This is a genomic window from Halopseudomonas sp. (assembly GCF_038130085.1).
GTDB lineage: Bacteria > Pseudomonadota > Gammaproteobacteria > Pseudomonadales > Pseudomonadaceae > Halopseudomonas.
Window position 1 is genome coordinate 63,100 of record NZ_JAYPMU010000012.1, and the last position, 13,729, is coordinate 76,828.

Here is a 13,729-nt window from a genome sequence, read left to right on the forward strand (position 1 = left end):
CTTCAATGCAGAGCGGCGGGGGGCGTATCCTGCTTGGGTTCTGCGGTCTGGCATTCACTGAACAGCATCAGTGTTGCCATACGCACGTACTCCATCACTTCCATGAAGTCGACTTCGTTGGCCTCGGACTCGTCAAGATCGGTCTGGACCTGAGAGATGGCCGCGAAGTCTCGCAGCACACCGTCAGCCTCTTCACTCAGCTGCGCACTGCGTTCGACCATGCCGAAGCCAGCCAGAAAGCCCTCGCACCACTGGCCCAGCGCCGAGGTACGGTGATCGATCGCGGCACTGTCATCGGGCAACACCAGCGTCAGCTCAAAGCCGCTCCCCGATAGCTCGGCGAGACTGGCATCGTACAGCTGGATCAGAGCAACCTTGCCTGCTTCGGTCAGACTGCCACGACCATCCAGCAGCTCCTGAGCCACACTCAACCAGGTAGTATGATCCAGCCGGGCACCGGCACTCAGTCGACCTACCAAATGACCATGCAGTTCGGCTGGCTGACCCACCGCGCCGATGTCGCTGCAGATCTGCGCATAACGATCAAAATCAAATACTGCCGGCATCAAGGCCATGAACACGCTCCAGACGTATGACTGAGGCTGCCGCAAGCTCGCAAATACCGGTATCCTGCGCCCGACAAAGCGACCCGCGCAGCGGGTAAATCCAATGGGCACTATTGTGCCTGCCCGGACCCGGTTAAATCTACCGCCGCAACCTCGCTCGAGCCGCCAACCCGCGCGCCCGACCAGCCGAGTGCAGCGGGTTTGACCACCCTGCAGGCCGCCTCTATAGTGGCTCAACCCCCCGGGACGACAGAATGGCGGCAATGGACCAATCCGATATCAACGCACTGACCCAACGCATCAGCCAGCTGATCGATCTGTGCGACCAGCTGAAATTGCAGAACCAGCACCTCCAAGCACAGGAACGCCTTTGGCGCGATGAACGCGTTCAGCTAATTGAAAAGAACGATTTGGCCCGTCAGAAGGTCGAAGCCATGATTCTGCGACTCAAATCCCTGGAGCACGACTCATGAGCCAACCCCTGACTGTCACGCTGCACATCCTCGACAAGGAATACCGTGTTGCCTGCCCGCCCGAAGAGCGCAGCAACCTGGAGCAGGCTGCCCGCCACCTCGACACCACCATGCGCGACATCCGCAACAGCGGCAAAGTGATCGGCGTCGAACGGATTGCCGTGATGGCGGCACTGAATATCACGCACGAAATGCTGACCGGCAATCACCAGCAGGATGGCGCCCTAAGCGAGCAGCAAGCGCAGATCAGCGAACTGGTCAAACGCCTCGATCAGGCACTGGAAAGCCACAAGTCCTGAATGCCCCGACTCAGTGCATTCAGGCATCGAAGTTCACGCCGCTTTTCTGTATAGTGAGCCCCATCCCTGGGGTGTTGGCCAGCCGGAGATGTCCCTGAGCCGATACTCCTGTACCAGGAGGCTACGCGCTGATACCAGTGTGCATGTCCGCATGACGGAAAGCCTGAGGTATCCCCGTAATCTCCGCCTTGAACTTTCGGGTTCAAGGGCTAACCCGGCAGCGGCACTCTGGGGACCTTCTTTTACATGACCTCCGCCACGTCACGTTCTGCGCTCCGAAAACAACTTCGCCAAGCCCGCCGCGCCCTGAGTCCAGCCCAGCAGCGCAAGGCATCCGAGCGACTGAAACGACAGCTGGCACAGGACATCCGCTTTCTGCGCGCCCGCCACATCGCGCTCTATCTCGCCAACGACGGCGAAATCGATCCAGCCCCACTCCTGCGCCTCGCCACCCGCTATGGTAAACACTGTTATCTGCCGGTTCTGCAGCGCTGGCCAACGACCGGCATGGCGTTTCAGAGGCTGATCAAGGGACAACGCTGGCAGCGCAATCGATTCGGCATTCGTGAACCACGCACCAACCGCAGGCAGCAGGTCAAAGCCTGGCGCCTCGATCTGGTGCTGATGCCACTGGTTGGATTCGACACCGCAGGGAATCGCTTGGGAATGGGCGGCGGCTTCTACGATCGCGCCTTCGCGTATCGCAGCCGTATGACGACCACACGCCGCCCGCGCCTGCTGGGCCTTGCGCATCAGTGTCAGCAAGTTGAATTACTGCCTTGCGCGGGATGGGACATCCCGCTCGATGGTGTTGTTACCGACTGCGGTCGCCGCTGATCAGGGCACCTGCTGAACCGTTGGCTCGGCATTGCGGTCGAGATAGCTCTGGGTATACCCCGTCGTCACGACCCCCAACCCAAATACAATGACCAGCACCCACAGCAAATCCGGTTTGCGTCGCACGCGTTGCCTCCTTATTGATACGGCAATCTAATAGTATGTGTGCACCGAGTACGGCTGTTTCTCATCCCCCGATGAGACAGGCCGCACCCGTGTATCACACGCTGTCTTACACTCATGCAAAATCTGTGTCAACTTAACCAGGAGCACCCCATGGCCTACTGGCTGATGAAATCCGAGCCCGATACCTTTTCCATCAGCGACTTGGCGCGCCTGGAACAAGCACCCTGGGATGGTGTGCGCAACTATCAGGCACGCAACTTCATGCGTGAGATGCGCCCCGGTGACGAGTTCCTGTTCTACCACTCCAGCTGCCAGCCACCCGGCGCCGCCGGCATCGGACGCATCATCAGCGAGCCATACCCCGACCACACTGCAATCGATCCGGACAGCCCGTATCACGACCCCAAGGCCACTGCTGAAAAACTGCCATGGACCGCTGTGGACGTTGCCTTCGTGAAAAAGTTCCCGCGGCTGCTGACCCTGAGCGACATGCGCTCACTCAACGGCCTGGAAGGGCTGGCATTATTGCAGCGAGGCAGTCGGCTGTCGGTGATGCCGGTCACGGACCAGCAGTGGCAGGTTCTGCTCGCCGTCGCCTCATAGATGCACCCGCTGGCCCACGCGAGATCAATGTGCTATCAGTAAGCACATATCTCGGGGACGCCCATGTCAGAACGGACTATCGAACGCCACGCCAAGAAGCTCCCTGCGCTGATCGCCATACTGTTCTGCGCACTGGTCATCGCCCTATTTGCGACCTGGCGCGCACTCTCGCTTGCCGAACAGCAGCAGGCCCGCGCGCGACTGCAGCTTGAGTCAGACGCCCTCGCCCACCAGATTGAAACGCACTTCACGCATCAGACAAACACCCTGATCCGCCTGGCTAAACGCTGGCCACTGCACCGCGATAGGCGCGATCTGTGGACCAACGACGTAGCGCAACTGCTGATCGACTACAACAGCTTCCAGGCTATAGAGTGGCTCGACAGCAACTACCATATGCAATGGATCGAACCACTTGCCGGCAATGAGGCAGTGGTCGGATTCGTCTACGAACCCAGCCACCCAAACTATCCGATCCTGCTACAGGCCAGAGCTAGCGAAAAACCGCACTTGAGCAACTCTTTCCAGCTGGCGCAGGGCGGCCTTGGTCTGGCTTACTACGTGCCGCAGTACCTGCAGGACGGCGAGTTTGATGGGTTTCTGCTAGGCATATTCCGTGTTGAGGTGCTGCTCAACGACCTAATTCACGACCTACGCTCGACCCACCTTAATCTGCGTTTCCTGGAGAACGACCAACTTCTGCTCAGTGCCGGCGCTTCCGAAACGCAGGCCGCCGACTGGAGCGTCAGCAGTCCGATCAGACTGGGTGGAAACAGCAACTTCACGCTGACCATTTACCCCACCCGAAAACTGATCGATAACGCTACCACCCGCTTACCCGAAGTGGTGACAACCGCCGGATCGCTGATCGCTCTACTGCTGTGCTCATCTCTTTGGCTGGCTTTCCGCGGAGCCCAGCGCAACCGCCAACTGGGCTACAGCAACCGTCAGCTGCACGCCGAAATCAGCCGTCGACAGGAGACAGAGGAAACGCTGAAGCACAACCAGGCACGGCTCAAGTTGATCAACGACATGACCGACCACAGCCACGATGCGTTGTTCATTGTCGGCCTGCAGCCACTTGAAATCGTCTACCTCAACCGCACCTGCTGGCAGGGCCTGGGGTATAGCGAGGAAGAGCTGCGAGAGCTTCTCAGGGTCGTGCCGACCGACGTGATACCCGATGCACCCGAGTGGCTGAAGGACCTGCGCAACATGCTGCATCAGCAAGGCAATGCGATCTTCCAGAAGCGGGTGATCCACCACGACGGCCACACCTTGCCGCTGGAAGTCAGCGTCCGACACTTGCGGCGCATGGGCCGTGATTACCTGATCTGCGTCGGCCGCAACAACACTGAGCAACTGCAGATGGCCGCGCACCTGGAGCGCCTGTCGCAACAGGATGGCCTGACCGGCCTGTTCAATCGGCGCTACTTCGACAAGACGCTAATCAGCGAGTGGCGCCGCCTGCGCCGCGAACAGACGCCACTCGGCCTGCTGATGCTGGACGTAGACTACTTCAAGCGCTTCAACGATGAGCTAGGCCACCAGGCTGGCGACGATGCCCTGCAGCAACTGGCAACTGCCCTGAACAGCTGCCTGATGCGCGAGGGCGATTGCGTATGCCGCTACGGCGGTGAGGAGTTCGCCGTCATACTGCCCGGCGCCGACGGCGAGCATTGCCTGCAGGCCGCGCACCGCGTACACGATGCGGTAGCCAAGCTGGGCATCCGCCACCCGCACACATCGATTGAATCAGGCTTGCTCACCGTCAGCATCGGCGCGGCGAGCATCGTTCCAGCGCCGGAATGGAGCCCCCACGACCTGATCCGTCAGGCCGACCTCGCGCTGTATCAAGCCAAGACCAACGGCCGCAACCGCTCCGAACTCGGCGATTCCGGCACTACGCTGTAGGAGCCTCAGCCGAGATAGAGGCGGTAGGCCGGGTTATCGGTCTCATCCCAGTAGGGATAACCGATGCTCTCCAACGCCTCAGGGATCATGTGCCGCTCGTGCTCCGGCACCTGCAAACCGGCGACGACCCGACCATAGGCAGCGCCATGGTTGCGATAGTGGAACATGGAGATATTCCAGCGCCCGCCGAGCTTGTTGAGAAAGTTGAACAACGCGCCCGGGCGCTCCGGAAACTCGAAGCGGAACACCTGCTCGTCGGTCACGTGCTCGGCGTGCCCGCCGACCATATGCCGTACATGCAGCTTGGCCAGTTCGTTGTCGGTCAAATCCAGCACCGGGAACCCATCGTCCGCCAACTGACTGACCAGCTTGTCGCGCGGATCAAGCTCCGGATGGGTCTGCACACCGACGAAGATGTGCGCTTCGCTACCAGTGTGGTAACGGTAATTGAACTCGGTGATCGCCCGCTTGCCGATCGCTTCGCAGAACTGCTTGAAGCTGCCCGGTTTCTCCGGGATGGTCACCGCCAGCAGCGCTTCGCGCTTTTCGCCGATTTCGGCGCGCTCGGCTACGTGGCGCAGACGGTCAAAGTTGATGTTGGCACCCGAATCAATGGCAACCAGCACCTGACCGCTGCAGCCCTCACGCTCGACGTACTTCTTGATCCCGGCAACGCCCAGACAGCCCGCAGGTTCGCAGATCGAGCGGGTATCGTCGTAGATGTCCTTGATTGCCGCGCACATTTCATCGGTGGTCACGGTGATCACCTCATCCACATACTGACGGCACACCTCGAAGGTATGCTCACCAATCTGCGCGACTGCCACACCGTCGGCAAACAGGCCAACCTGGCCCAGCACCACCCGCTCGTCGGCGGCCAGCGCTGCCTGCAGGCAGGCGGAGTCCTGCGGTTCAACACCGATCACCTTGATGTCCGGACGCAGGTATTTGACGTAGGCCGCGATACCGGCAATCAGGCCACCGCCGCCGACCGGAACGAAGATCGCATTCAGCGGGCCCTGTACCTGACGCAGAATTTCCATCGCGACCGTACCCTGACCGGCGATGGTGTCCGGATCATCGTACGGATGGATGTAGACGTAGCCTTTTTCCTTCACCAACTTCTGCGAATAGGCCAGCGCCTCATCGAAGGCGTCCCCATGCAGCACGACCTTGCCACCACGGGCCCGCACCGCTTTAACCTTGATCTCGGGCGTGGTGCGCGGCATCACGATAGTCGCCTTCACACCCATGTGACGGGCGGCATAGGCCAAGCCCTGCGCATGGTTGCCGGCAGAGGCCGCCACCACACCGCAGGCGCGCTGTTCATCAGTCAGCTGCGCCAGTTTGTTGTAGGCACCGCGAATCTTGAACGAGAACACCGGCTGCAGGTCTTCGCGCTTGAGCAGTACCGTGTTGCCCAGCCGCTCGGAAAGGAAAGGCGCCGCGTGCACCGGGGTTTCCACCGCCACATCGTAAACCGGAGAGCAGAGGATCTTCTTTACGTAGGATTCCAGCATGGGTGAGGTCAACTGATCGCAGGACATGAGAAAGGCGCCAGTCTAGCGAATCACAGCCCGCGCGACTACACGCGCCCCCTGTCGCACCGTATAATCGCGCTTTTTGCACAGCCCGCGACGAGGAGCCGAGATGACCCAGGACGAAATGAAACAGGCGGTAGGACAGGCCGCCGTTGAGCGTCTGCTGCCGCATCTGGACGAGAACAGCATCGTCGGGGTCGGCACCGGCTCCACCGCAAACTGCTTCATCGACGCACTGGCCAAGCACAAACTGGCCTTTGACGGCGCCGTTGCCAGCTCCGAGGCCACCGCTGAACGGCTGAAGAGTCATGGCATTGCAGTGTACGATCTGAACAGCGTGCCGCAACTGGACTTCTACGTTGACGGTGCTGACGAAAGCAACGAAAACCTCGAACTGATCAAAGGCGGTGGCGCGGCTCTGACCCGCGAGAAGATTGTCGCCGCTGTTGCCCGGACCTTCATCTGCATTGCCGATGAAAGCAAGCTGGTGCCGGTGCTCGGCGACTTCCCGCTGCCGGTGGAGGTGATCCCGATGGCGCGCAGTCATGTGGCACGCGAGATCGTCAAACTGGGCGGCGACCCGGTCTACCGCGAAGGCTGCGTGACCGACAACGGCAACGTCATCCTCGACGTCTACAACATGTCGATCGTCAACCCCAAACAGCTGGAAGCCGACCTCAACGCCATCGTCGGCGTGGTCTGCAACGGCCTGTTTGCCGCCCGCCCAGCCGACGTACTGCTGCTTGGCACTCCGCAGGGCGTACGGACCATCGAGCGCAGCTGAACCGCTGCGCTACTCGCCCGGCACGAAGCGATAGAACAGATTCGGCTCGCTGACCATATACAGTCGCCGCTGCCCATCCATCGCCAGCCCCTCGGCCTGCGGCACCGTCTGCTGCAGGCCGCCCATACCACGCCAGAGCCCCAGCAGGCTGCGCGGGTGCCCCTCCTCGTCATATTCAACCAGCATATTGGACTGATCACTGAGCAGCAGAAGGTGCCCGGTCTCATCATGCAGACTTAACGACGACAGGTCGCGCATGAACAACCGCGGCGAGTCCGGGGTTTTCAGCTCCGTTACATGCACGCTGATTACCGCTCCAGGCTCGGCTCCAACAAAGCCGGTTACCGCCAGCACCCGCAGCGGATCGCGTTCCTTGACCACCAGTAACCGCCGCAGACGCGCATCCCAGGACAATCCCTCAAAGCCCTTGTTGCCGTTCAGGTCGAGACCGATCGTCAAACTGGGTGCACCGGCCACATCGAGTTCCTCAGCGCCGCTGGGCACCTCGATCTCGATCAGGCGCTGGGTGCGCTCCTCGGCGATGACATAGCGATTACCCGCAACGTGGGTCAGGCCCTCCATATCCACTACCCCCTTGATCCGCACCTTGCGCAACAACTCACCATCGGTCGACAGCTCGACCAGCAGCGGTTCGCCGTTGAGCACGGCAAACAGGGTTCCGGTTTCGGTATTGAAGGTCAGGGCCGAGACGTCGTCATCGAGCCCGCGGATGGGCTGTGCCTGAATGTCGGCACGATAATGATCAAGGGCGAGGGAGTCGTGATGAAGCGGAGCCTGATGCATCCGCCAACTGTGCCACCAGATGGCATCGAGATGCAGGTAACGCAAAACCGCTGCGGCACTCAGCAGCAACAGGACAACAGCAAGCAGGTACTTCTTCATGGAGGTTTCCGACAGCGGACGGCGCAATGTCTGACCGCTGCCGGAGCCCGGGGTTCAGTCGGCGATGCGGGTTTGTACCTGCAGTTTGCCCGGGATAGCCAGGGTCAGCTCATCACCCGGGTTGAGCACGCCAACCCCCGCCGGAGTACCGGTAATGACCACGTCGCCCGGCTGCAGGCTGAACTGGGTCGCGATATGCCGAACCAGTGCCACAATCGGTGTGATCATCTCGCCCGCCGTGCCCTGCTGACGACGCTCGCCGTTGATGTCGAGCTGCAGCGCCAGCGCGTGCAGATCACCCGCCTCGGCCTTGGGCACGAAGGGCGACAGCGGACAGGCACCATCAAACGCCTTGGCGCGCTCCCACGGATGCCCCTTGCTTTTGAGCTGATCCTGCAGCTCGCGCAGGGTCAGATCCAGCGCCAGCCCAACGCCCACAATGGCAGCCTCGGCCTCCTCTTCACTGACCATGCCGGTCAGCGGCGCGCCGATCAGCAACGCAATCTCGGTCTCGTAGTGCACCGGACCACGCCCCTGCACCAGTTCGATGGGCGGCGTCATCGGCACCACCGAGGTAGCCGGCTTGATGAACAGCAGTGGCTCGGTCGGCACCGGGTTGTTCAGTTCGCGAGCGTGCTCGGCGTAGTTGCGACCGACACAAACCACTTTACCCATCGGCAGACCGGCTGCCGAACCGTCCAGAAAGAGATGCTGATAATCCATAACAACCTCGCTAGCAGGTACCGGTTCAGGCAAAGATCTTGCCGGGATTCATGATGCCATTGGGGTCAAACACAGCCTTGATGGCCTTCATCACCGCAATTTCTTCCGGGCTGCGGCTGTAGGTCAGGTAGTCGCGCTTGGTCATGCCGACACCGTGCTCGGCCGAGATCGAACCGTTGTACTTCTCGACGATCTCGAACACCCACTTGTTGACCGTCGCGCACTTGGCGAAGAACTCGTCCTTGGACAAATTCTCGGGCTTGAGGATATTCAGGTGCAGGTTGCCGTCACCGATGTGGCCGAACCAGACGATCTCGAAATCCGGGTAGTGCTCGCCGACGATGCTGTCGATGTCGTGCAGGAAGGCCGGCACTTTGCCGACGGTAACCGAGATATCGTTCTTGTAGGGCGTCCAGTGGGAGATGGTTTCGGAGATGAATTCGCGCAGCTTCCACAGATTTTCCAGCTGCTGCTGGCTCTGGCTCATCACCCCGTCCAGCACCCAGCCCTGCTCGACGCAGTGCTCAAAAGTAGCCAGTGCGTCGTTGGCGATATCTTCGCTGACCGCTTCAAACTCCAAGAGCGCGTAGAACGGGCATTCGGTTTCGAACGGCGCAGGCACGTCACCGCGGCCCATGATCTTGGCCATCGCCTTGTCGGAGAAGAACTCGAACGCAGTCAGGTCCAGCTTATCCTGGAAGGCGTGCAACACCGGCATGATCGAATCGAAGTCCGGCGTACCGAGTACCATCGCGGTCAGATTCTTTGGGGCGCGCTCCAGACGCATGGTCGCCTCGACCACAAAGCCCAGCGTACCTTCAGCGCCGATAAACAGCTGACGCAGGTCGTAGCCGGTGGCGTTCTTGATCAGGTCACGGTTCAGCTCCAGCAGCTCGCCGGTACCGGTAACCACTTTCAGGCCGGCCACCCAGTTGCGGGTCATGCCGTAGCGAATCACCTTGATACCGCCGGCATTGGTGCCGATGTTGCCGCCAATCTGGCTGGAACCGGCAGAGGCGAAGTCCACCGGGTAATACAGCCCCTTTTCCTCGGCAAATTGCTGCAACTGCGCGGTAACCACGCCCGGCTGGCAGACTACGGTGCGGTCGTAGGCGTTGAACTCGCCGATCTGATTCATGTAATCGAACGACACCACGATCTCGCCGTTGGCAGCCACCGCCGCCGCCGACAGGCCGGTGCGGCCGCCCGAGGGTACCAGCGCCAGCTTTTGCTCATTGGCGAAGCGCACAATCGCCTGCACCTGCTCAACGGTCTTCGGGAACACAATCGCCAGCGGCGCTGGCGCAAAGTGCTTGGTCCAGTCCTTGCCCCAGTTGTCGAGGGACTCGGCGTCCACCCGCACCTTGTCCGGGTCGACCAGTGTCTTGAGGGTTGCGATCACAGCATCTGGGGTCATGGCGAGCTCTCAAAGGGAATTCATGCGGTGCCTGAACACATTTCATGCGCAGTCAGGCATCAAAAAAGGCAGATTATGCTAGCATACGCGACTTCCGAAACAGGACCCCTCCGTCGTAATCCTCGGCAGACGGGTTGCTCGGCCTTCCTTAATCAGCATTTGGGTATCTGCACCATGACCATGGCCAAAACCTCGCTGGACAAAAGCAAGATCAAGTTTCTGCTCCTCGAGGGCGTACACCAGTCTGCGGTCGACACACTGAACGCCGCTGGCTACACCAACATCGAGTATCACACGGGTTCCCTGCCGGAAGAGCAGCTCAAGGAATCCATTGCCGACGCACACTTCATCGGCATCCGTTCCCGCACCCAGCTGACTGAAGAGATCTTCAGCCACGCCAACAAGCTGGTTGCGGTCGGCTGCTTCTGCATCGGTACCAACCAGGTTGATCTCGACGCCGCCATGCGTCAGGGCGTAGCGGTATTTAACGCGCCGTACTCCAACACCCGCTCGGTTGCCGAACTGGTGCTGGCCGAAGCCATTCTGCTGCTGCGCGGCATTCCGGAGAAGAACGCCTCCTGCCACGAAGGTGGCTGGATCAAGAGCGCCACCGGTTCCTACGAGATCCGCGGCAAGAAGCTCGGCATCATCGGTTACGGCTCTATCGGCACTCAGCTGTCGGTTCTGGCCGAAAGTCTGGGCATGCAGGTGCTGTTCTACGACGTAGTCACCAAACTGCCGCTGGGTAACGCCACGCAGGTTGGCTCGCTGAACGAGCTGCTGGCCGAGGCCGACATCGTCACCCTGCACGTGCCGGAGACCGCCGCCACCAAGTGGATGATCGGTGAGAAGGAAATCCGCACCATGAAGAAGGGCGGCATTCTGATCAACGCCGCTCGTGGCACCGTGGTCGATATCGACGCACTGGCCGCGGCACTGGGCGACAAGCACCTGAACGGCGCTGCCATCGACGTATTCCCGGTTGAGCCGCGTGCCAACGGCGAAGAGTTCGTCAGCCCGCTGCGCGAGTTCCAGAACTGCATCCTGACCCCGCACATTGGCGGTTCGACCATGGAAGCTCAGGCCAACATCGGTCTGGAAGTCGCCGAGAAGCTGGTTCGCTACAGCGACAACGGCACCTCCATCACCTCGGTCAACTTCCCGGAAGTCGCCCTGCCGTCGCACCCGGGCAAGCACCGCCTGCTGCACATTCACGAGAACGTGCCGGGCGTCATGAGCGAGATCAACCAGGTGTTTGCTGCCAACGGCATCAACATCTGCGGTCAGTTCCTGCAGACCAACGAGAAAGTCGGCTACGTCGTCATCGACGTCGATGCCGAGTACTCGGACCTGGCTCTGGAAAAGATCCAGCAGGTCAAGGGCACCATCCGCGTACGCGTTCTGTTCTAAGACAGCTCGCCGAAACGAAAAAAGGCGCAACCTCGGTTGCGCCTTTTTTGTTTTGAGCGCGCCTTCTAGCTCTGAAGCAACGCGGCCAGATCAGCAAGCTGCTCTTCGTTGAACACGCGGACGCCCGCCTGCCGCAGGGCTGCAGCAGTAACGCCCTCGCCCGGCACCCGCACGCCACTGAAGCTGCCATCATAGTTTTCGACATTGCCACAAGACGGGCTGCGCGCCTTGAGCAGCGCGAAACGGATGCCGTGGCTGCGCACCAGCGCGAGCGCCTGCTCGGCGCCACGGACAAAGGGCTCAGTGACATCCTCGCCCTGGTCAGTGCGCACCGGTAGACGCCCCGCCAGCACCTGCGCACCCTGCCCGCCCGGAATCTCTGCCGGCGCCCGCGGTGTTGGCAGACCGCCTGCCACTTCGGGACAAACGACCACCAGGCGGCCCTGCGCCTGCCACTCAAGCAATTGCTGCAGCGGGTCAAAGCCGCCGCCGTCATAACGCACTCGCTGCCCAAGCAGGCAGGCGCTCACCAGAATCTTTTCCACGCACACTCCTGTCGAGACTGCGCGATCAGAGATCAGCGCAGCAGCGGGTTATCCGGCCGACGGCGGAACCAGCCCGTCAGGCTGGCGCGCTCGAAGCGCGAGGCCAATACTTCGTGCTCAACATCGGCACTGGTAAAGATCACCACAGTTCCGGCCCGCGGGGCGACATCGCGCTCGCCGTCCGCCAGAAACAGGCGCAGCTCACCGCCATCGCCCGGTTGCCAGACCGAGTTCAGGTAGGCTACCACCGATATGGTCCGCAACGGACTGTCCTGAAAACGATCAAGGTGGCGCTGATAGCCGGCACCCGGTGGATACAGCGCGTAGTGGGTTTCGAAGGTGTCGAGCCCAAGGAACAGGTTGCGGTTGAGCGCCTCACGCAAGCCGCCCATCAGCGCCATATACGCCTGGCCGGCCGCTGTCGGCGGGCACTCATCCAGCCAGCGGGTATAGTCTCCACGAATCCTTGGCGCGACCAATTGGCCTTCACCGCGGCCGATGGCTGCAGGCGTGAGATCGTCCTGCTGCCACAGGCTGCGGCAGTCTTGCTCCAGCGCCAGAGCCAATGACTCGGGCAGGAACTGCTCCTGCACGGACCAGCCACGCTCGGCCAACTCATCAGCCACGCACGCATAACGGCTGGCCGGTACCAAGGGGAACTCGGACATAGTGACACTACTCAAAGGGAGGGATATCTATCCGTCGCTGTTGGCGGAGGGCTGGTGCGCGTCAGCAGAAGAACATCTGCTACCGTGCGCAGCGACGAATGCCGCATTTTAGGCGATCGCCCCCAACAGGCAAGCAATTTTGCGCACTACCCAACCCGAGAGAATCATGTCCCAAACTTTGCTCCGCGCCGCTCAGGGCGCACTCTTCGCTGGCCTGCTCAGCCTTGGCCTTGCCGCTCAGGCCGACACCCCTCAGCTCTACCAAGCATCCGGTATGAACACGCACCAGCAGCACTTTCAGCAGGCCTTGAGCAAGGCCAGCAGCCGCTACGCCACACAACTGCCGGCCGCGCTGGCTGACAGCCTGATGCGCAAGAGCCGCGAGCGCTTTGCCCCGGATCGCATGGAGGCACGAGCCATGGCCAGTCTGTCGATCAACCTGTCCGACCAGCAACTGGCTGACGCTTTGCAGTTCTATCGCAGTGATCTGGGCCAACTGGTCACTGCCGCAGAAACCCGCGCCACCTCTCCCGCCGAGGTCAGCCGCATGCAGAACGGCTTACCGACGCAGAACCCAAGCCCGGCACGGGCGGCGTTGCTCAGCCGCCTGGGCAAACAGCTGCCAGCACTGGATATGGGAGAGGAAGTTTCGCTCGCGCTCGCCAGCCTGGCGACCCAGAGCGCGAACGACATGCTGGGGGGGCTGCTGACTATCCCCGACGGCCTGGCAGACCAGCGCCGCGGCACGCTGCGCGCGCAAATGGAGCCAAACCTGCCGCAGACCCTGGCCTACGCCTACCGTGACCTGAGTGATCAGCAGCTGGAACGCTACGCAGACTGGAGCGAGTCCGATACCGGCCGTGCCTTCTTCGAGGCGGCCAGCGCGGCAGCACGCGATGCGCTAAATCCGTAAGCCGGAC

16 protein-coding genes and 1 other RNA gene are annotated in these 13,729 nt (G+C 61.2%); 9 read left to right on the forward strand and 8 right to left on the reverse strand.

What is annotated here, in order from left to right:
* Nucleotides 1–2: 2 nt before the first annotated feature.
* The gene (locus AAFM31_RS10855) at nt 3–575 is read right to left on the reverse strand and encodes a UPF0149 family protein (protein WP_341707943.1); all 573 of its coding nucleotides are present in this window, start codon (nt 573–575) and stop codon (nt 3–5) included.
* Nucleotides 576–829: 254 nt separating this feature from the next.
* Here AAFM31_RS10855 and AAFM31_RS10860 point away from each other — a divergent pair, with 254 nt between their 5' ends.
* The 4 genes from AAFM31_RS10860 to AAFM31_RS10875 all read left to right on the forward strand — a co-directional run bounded on the left by AAFM31_RS10860 (nt 830) and on the right by AAFM31_RS10875 (nt 2,175).
* Nucleotides 830–1,039 carry a TIGR02449 family protein gene (locus tag AAFM31_RS10860; RefSeq protein WP_088274507.1) on the forward strand — a complete coding sequence of 70 codons (210 nt, stop codon included), beginning with the start codon at nt 830–832 and terminating at the stop codon, nt 1,037–1,039.
* Nucleotides 1,036–1,338, forward strand: coding sequence for a cell division protein ZapA (locus AAFM31_RS10865; RefSeq protein ID WP_341707944.1), 303 nt, complete (start codon nt 1,036–1,038; stop codon nt 1,336–1,338). The genes AAFM31_RS10860 and AAFM31_RS10865 overlap by 4 nt, the downstream gene beginning before the upstream one ends.
* Before the next feature lie 60 nt (nt 1,339–1,398).
* Nucleotides 1,399–1,577, forward strand: a non-coding RNA gene (gene ssrS / locus AAFM31_RS10870) — 6S RNA.
* 7 nt (nt 1,578–1,584) lie between these two features.
* Nucleotides 1,585–2,175 carry a 5-formyltetrahydrofolate cyclo-ligase gene (locus tag AAFM31_RS10875; protein ID WP_341707945.1) on the forward strand — a complete coding sequence of 197 codons (591 nt, stop codon included), beginning with the start codon at nt 1,585–1,587 and terminating at the stop codon, nt 2,173–2,175.
* On the opposite strand, the gene AAFM31_RS10880 is transcribed toward AAFM31_RS10875, so the two are convergent.
* Nucleotides 2,176–2,301 (reverse strand): hypothetical protein, encoded by a 126-nt coding sequence (locus tag AAFM31_RS10880; RefSeq protein ID WP_341707946.1) that lies wholly within the window; start codon nt 2,299–2,301, stop codon nt 2,176–2,178.
* Between the two features lie 150 nt (nt 2,302–2,451).
* Between AAFM31_RS10880 and AAFM31_RS10885 the strand changes: the two genes are divergently transcribed.
* Together AAFM31_RS10885 and AAFM31_RS10890 are read left to right on the forward strand one after the other, a co-directional pair.
* Nucleotides 2,452–2,904, forward strand: coding sequence for an EVE domain-containing protein (locus tag AAFM31_RS10885; RefSeq protein ID WP_341707947.1), 453 nt, complete (start codon nt 2,452–2,454; stop codon nt 2,902–2,904).
* A gap of 63 nt (nt 2,905–2,967) precedes the next feature.
* Nucleotides 2,968–4,818, forward strand: coding sequence for a diguanylate cyclase (locus AAFM31_RS10890; protein ID WP_341707948.1), 1,851 nt, complete (start codon nt 2,968–2,970; stop codon nt 4,816–4,818).
* 5 nt (nt 4,819–4,823) lie between these two features.
* On the opposite strand, the gene ilvA is transcribed toward AAFM31_RS10890, so the two are convergent.
* Nucleotides 4,824–6,338 carry a threonine ammonia-lyase, biosynthetic gene (gene ilvA / locus AAFM31_RS10895; protein ID WP_341707949.1) on the reverse strand — a complete coding sequence of 505 codons (1,515 nt, stop codon included), beginning with the start codon at nt 6,336–6,338 and terminating at the stop codon, nt 4,824–4,826.
* 130 nt (nt 6,339–6,468) lie between these two features.
* Here ilvA and rpiA point away from each other — a divergent pair, with 130 nt between their 5' ends.
* Nucleotides 6,469–7,143, forward strand: coding sequence for a ribose-5-phosphate isomerase RpiA (rpiA, locus tag AAFM31_RS10900; protein ID WP_341707950.1), 675 nt, complete (start codon nt 6,469–6,471; stop codon nt 7,141–7,143).
* Nucleotides 7,144–7,152: 9 nt separating this feature from the next.
* Here the strand turns inward: rpiA and AAFM31_RS10905 are convergent, their stop codons facing one another.
* Genes AAFM31_RS10905 through AAFM31_RS10915 form a run of 3 tightly spaced genes read right to left on the reverse strand, consistent with a single transcriptional unit; the run spans nt 7,153 to nt 10,186 of the window.
* A complete protein-coding gene (locus AAFM31_RS10905) occupies nt 7,153–8,046 on the reverse strand; it encodes an SdiA-regulated domain-containing protein (protein WP_341707951.1) in 894 nt (297 codons plus the stop codon).
* Nucleotides 8,047–8,100: 54 nt separating this feature from the next.
* Nucleotides 8,101–8,769, reverse strand: a complete 669-nt coding sequence (locus tag AAFM31_RS10910) for a fumarylacetoacetate hydrolase family protein (RefSeq protein WP_341707952.1) — start codon at nt 8,767–8,769, stop codon at nt 8,101–8,103.
* A gap of 25 nt (nt 8,770–8,794) precedes the next feature.
* Nucleotides 8,795–10,186 carry an FAD-binding oxidoreductase gene (locus AAFM31_RS10915; RefSeq protein WP_341707953.1) on the reverse strand — a complete coding sequence of 464 codons (1,392 nt, stop codon included), beginning with the start codon at nt 10,184–10,186 and terminating at the stop codon, nt 8,795–8,797.
* A gap of 180 nt (nt 10,187–10,366) precedes the next feature.
* On the opposite strand from AAFM31_RS10915, the gene serA reads away from it, so the two are divergent.
* Nucleotides 10,367–11,596 (forward strand): phosphoglycerate dehydrogenase, encoded by a 1,230-nt coding sequence (serA, locus tag AAFM31_RS10920; RefSeq protein ID WP_341708012.1) that lies wholly within the window; start codon nt 10,367–10,369, stop codon nt 11,594–11,596.
* 65 nt (nt 11,597–11,661) lie between these two features.
* Here serA and AAFM31_RS10925 read toward each other — a convergent pair whose 3' ends face one another.
* Both AAFM31_RS10925 and AAFM31_RS10930 read right to left on the reverse strand, forming a co-directional pair.
* Entirely contained in the window at nt 11,662–12,141 is a 480-nt protein-coding gene (locus AAFM31_RS10925; protein ID WP_341707955.1) for a DUF523 domain-containing protein, read from the reverse strand.
* A gap of 32 nt (nt 12,142–12,173) precedes the next feature.
* Nucleotides 12,174–12,809, reverse strand: a complete 636-nt coding sequence (locus tag AAFM31_RS10930) for a 2OG-Fe(II) oxygenase (RefSeq protein WP_341707956.1) — start codon at nt 12,807–12,809, stop codon at nt 12,174–12,176.
* A gap of 166 nt (nt 12,810–12,975) precedes the next feature.
* Here AAFM31_RS10930 and AAFM31_RS10935 point away from each other — a divergent pair, with 166 nt between their 5' ends.
* Nucleotides 12,976–13,722 (forward strand): DUF2059 domain-containing protein, encoded by a 747-nt coding sequence (locus AAFM31_RS10935; protein WP_341707957.1) that lies wholly within the window; start codon nt 12,976–12,978, stop codon nt 13,720–13,722.
* Nucleotides 13,723–13,729: the final 7 nt, after the last annotated feature.

Excerpts from the sequence above, each read along its gene's own strand:
- AAFM31_RS10855 (WP_341707943.1), bottom strand. The coding sequence starts at position 575 with ATGGCCTTGATGCCGGCAGTATTTGATTTTGATCGTTATGCGCAGATC.
- AAFM31_RS10860 (WP_088274507.1), top strand. The coding sequence starts at position 830 with ATGGACCAATCCGATATCAACGCACTGACCCAACGCATCAGCCAGCTG.
- AAFM31_RS10865 (WP_341707944.1), top strand. The coding sequence starts at position 1,036 with ATGAGCCAACCCCTGACTGTCACGCTGCACATCCTCGACAAGGAATAC.
- AAFM31_RS10875 (WP_341707945.1), top strand. The coding sequence starts at position 1,585 with ATGACCTCCGCCACGTCACGTTCTGCGCTCCGAAAACAACTTCGCCAA.
- AAFM31_RS10885 (WP_341707947.1), top strand. The coding sequence starts at position 2,452 with ATGGCCTACTGGCTGATGAAATCCGAGCCCGATACCTTTTCCATCAGC.
- AAFM31_RS10890 (WP_341707948.1), top strand. The coding sequence starts at position 2,968 with ATGTCAGAACGGACTATCGAACGCCACGCCAAGAAGCTCCCTGCGCTG.
- ilvA (WP_341707949.1), bottom strand. The coding sequence starts at position 6,338 with ATGCTGGAATCCTACGTAAAGAAGATCCTCTGCTCTCCGGTTTACGAT.
- rpiA (WP_341707950.1), top strand. The coding sequence starts at position 6,469 with ATGACCCAGGACGAAATGAAACAGGCGGTAGGACAGGCCGCCGTTGAG.
- AAFM31_RS10905 (WP_341707951.1), bottom strand. The coding sequence starts at position 8,046 with ATGAAGAAGTACCTGCTTGCTGTTGTCCTGTTGCTGCTGAGTGCCGCA.
- AAFM31_RS10910 (WP_341707952.1), bottom strand. The coding sequence starts at position 8,769 with ATGGATTATCAGCATCTCTTTCTGGACGGTTCGGCAGCCGGTCTGCCG.
- AAFM31_RS10915 (WP_341707953.1), bottom strand. The coding sequence starts at position 10,186 with ATGACCCCAGATGCTGTGATCGCAACCCTCAAGACACTGGTCGACCCG.
- serA (WP_341708012.1), top strand. The coding sequence starts at position 10,367 with ATGGCCAAAACCTCGCTGGACAAAAGCAAGATCAAGTTTCTGCTCCTC.
- AAFM31_RS10930 (WP_341707956.1), bottom strand. The coding sequence starts at position 12,809 with ATGTCCGAGTTCCCCTTGGTACCGGCCAGCCGTTATGCGTGCGTGGCT.
- AAFM31_RS10935 (WP_341707957.1), top strand. The coding sequence starts at position 12,976 with ATGTCCCAAACTTTGCTCCGCGCCGCTCAGGGCGCACTCTTCGCTGGC.